The following is a 2,275-nucleotide window of genomic DNA, read 5'->3' on the forward strand; positions in this document are numbered from 1 at the left end:
GGCCTTGAGCTCGACGGCGACCTGCCCGCCGGCGCTCTCGCCGCGCCCCCTCGTCTCATCCAGCAGGCGGCTCACCTCCTCGAAGCGAGCCGTGTGCGCCGCCATCTCGGCCAGAGCGCGATCGAGCTCCGGGTCACCAGTGTGCGGTGTCGTCATCGCTGTTCCTCACTCACTCAGCGCTTGAAGATGAACGCTCTGGGCGCGTGCGCCAGCGCCGAGCGGAGTGCGCCCTGTGGCGTCAGCGAGCCGCTGGCCACGAGCGGGTAGATGGTGGCGGCCGACAGGGTGCGGCGGAAGAACTTGCCCGCCGGGCCCGTGCCCAGGAGCGTGTCGGTGATCTTCGTGGCGGGGAAGAACTTGCGCACGTCGCTCAACGCCTTGATGCCGCCGTTGTAGGCCATCTCGGCGGCGAAGTGCTTGCCGGCGTACTCCCAGAGGTTGCCCGTCGGATTCCCGGTGGCCGCGGAGCTGCCCGCGTGCACGCCGGTCTTCAGGACGGTCCACAGAACGGAGTCCGCCAGCGCGTCGAGCCCCTCCCGGACGAAGTACTCGCCGACACGGCGTTTGCCCATCCGCATCTCCAGGATCATCTTGGTGATCTTCTGGAAGAGCGTGCGCTCCAGCTTGGCCCTGGCGACCAGCCAGTTGAACGCCTTCTTGGCCGCCTCCCTGGCCGCCGGGTAGACGAAGCCGAACATCATCGTGAAGGCCATGGCGGCGAGCATCGTGCCGATGATCCGGAGCTGTTCGCGGTGCTCCTCCACGGCGTCGGCGTAGTCCTCGCAGCCCGCCGCCAGGTCCAGCAGCTCCTCCTGGAGCGCGGCGTAGCGGGGGGCGAGCTCCTCCGGCCACACGTCCGCGAAGCGGTCCACGGAGCGGCTGTCGTTCGCCTTGCGCTCCTTGGCGACGCCGGTGTCGGTCTGGTGGGCGATCTTCCCGATGGAGGCGGCTAATGCGCGCAGCGCCTTGGCCCGATCCCGCAGGTTGCTCACATCGGCCACCGGCACGTGCACGTCGGCGAACCAGGCCAGCGCCTGGAAGGGATCGAACATCAGGCACCTTCCTTGAGGGGCGGGGCCTTCGGGATCGGCGGCTCACCGACATCGGGGATCTTGGGCAGCGTGTTGATGATCTCTTTCTCCAGGAAGTCCCAGAACTTCTCCAGGTCGCGGAAGTCCCCCGCCGAGCTGAAGTTCTTGTCGGCGATGCGCTGCATGGCCTCGGTGAGCGAGTCGTAGCCGTCGCTGTACCACTCGGCGAACGCGCGCCCGTCACCGTCCCCGCCGACCAGGTCGGAGGTGGTGGCCAGCGAGGTGGACTTGCGGTGGAGCGCGACAACGTCGTCGCCGGTCTTGTCGAAGAGCTTGGCCAGGCGGCGGATCGACGTCCAGTCGATCTGGACCCGGCCCCCGGGGGCGCCCGGGGTGGGCGTGGGTTCCGGGTCCGGGGACGGGCGGGGGTACGGGTACGGCGCGGGAGGAGCCGACCACGTCGGCGAAGGGCTGCCGGGCCATGTGGGCGTGGGGGTACCCGGCCACGTGGGCGTGGGGGTGGGGGTGTCCGACGGGCTCGGGCTGGGGCTCGGGGGCCCCGTCGGGGTGGGGCTCGGCGACCCCGTGGGGGTGGGGCTGGGCGACCCCGTGGGGGTGGGACTGGGGGAACCCGTAGGTGTGGGGGTCGGAGTCGGAGAGCCCGTCGGGCTGGGCGACTCCGTGGGCGTCGAGGTGGGACTGCTCGTCGGCGTCGGGCTCGAGGTAGGGCTGCTCGTGGCCGTCGGGCTTGAGGTGGTTGTTGGGCTGGGCTCACCAGACGAATCAGCCATCAACCCTCCAATCACTACAAATGATCATGTTCAGCAACATTGCGACAGTAACTTAGACAAATTTCCCGGACGTTAACTTACTGCTACGGGATGTTCATCCACGAGGGGGTTGCCTTGAGCAGTTCGCCCAGTTCGTCAAGCGGCTCCCGCTCGACGGCGCCCGTCCGCGCGAGGTCCTCGACACGCTGGCACAACTCGGCCTCCCGTACGGCCCCGACGGTCGCGCAACTGCCCTTGAGCCGATGCGCGAGCGAGGCCACCTCCGGCGCGTCGCCGGCCTGGGCCGCCTGCCGCAGCTCCTCGAACGTCCGCGTGGCGGTGACGAGGTACGCCTCCGCCACGTCCGCGAGCGCCTCCGGCGACAGGCCCGCCAGCTCGGGCGGAAGCCCGGAGTAGGCCGCCCACTCAGGGATCCTGGCCAGCACGCGCGCCCAGTCCACGGGCTTGGCCAGG

3 protein-coding genes are annotated in these 2,275 nt (G+C 69.7%); all 3 read right to left on the reverse strand.

Going from position 1 to position 2,275, the window contains the following annotated elements; genetic code table 11:
* Positions 1-173: 173 nt before the first annotated feature.
* Entirely contained in the window at positions 174-1,052 is an 879-nt protein-coding gene (locus tag AB0J09_RS62760) for a hypothetical protein (protein ID WP_360713765.1), read from the reverse strand.
* Complete coding sequence (locus AB0J09_RS62765) at positions 1,052-1,822, reverse strand: hypothetical protein (RefSeq protein ID WP_360713767.1); 771 nt, start codon at positions 1,820-1,822, stop codon at positions 1,052-1,054. The genes AB0J09_RS62760 and AB0J09_RS62765 overlap by 1 nt, the downstream gene beginning before the upstream one ends.
* A gap of 83 nt (positions 1,823-1,905) precedes the next feature.
* On the reverse strand, positions 1,906-2,275 hold a 370-nt coding region (locus AB0J09_RS62770), incomplete at its 5' end, for an Hpt domain-containing protein (protein ID WP_360713769.1).

It is taken from the genome of Nonomuraea sp. NPDC049784 (assembly GCF_040659615.1).
Taxonomy (GTDB): Bacteria; Actinomycetota; Actinomycetes; order Streptosporangiales; family Streptosporangiaceae; genus Nonomuraea.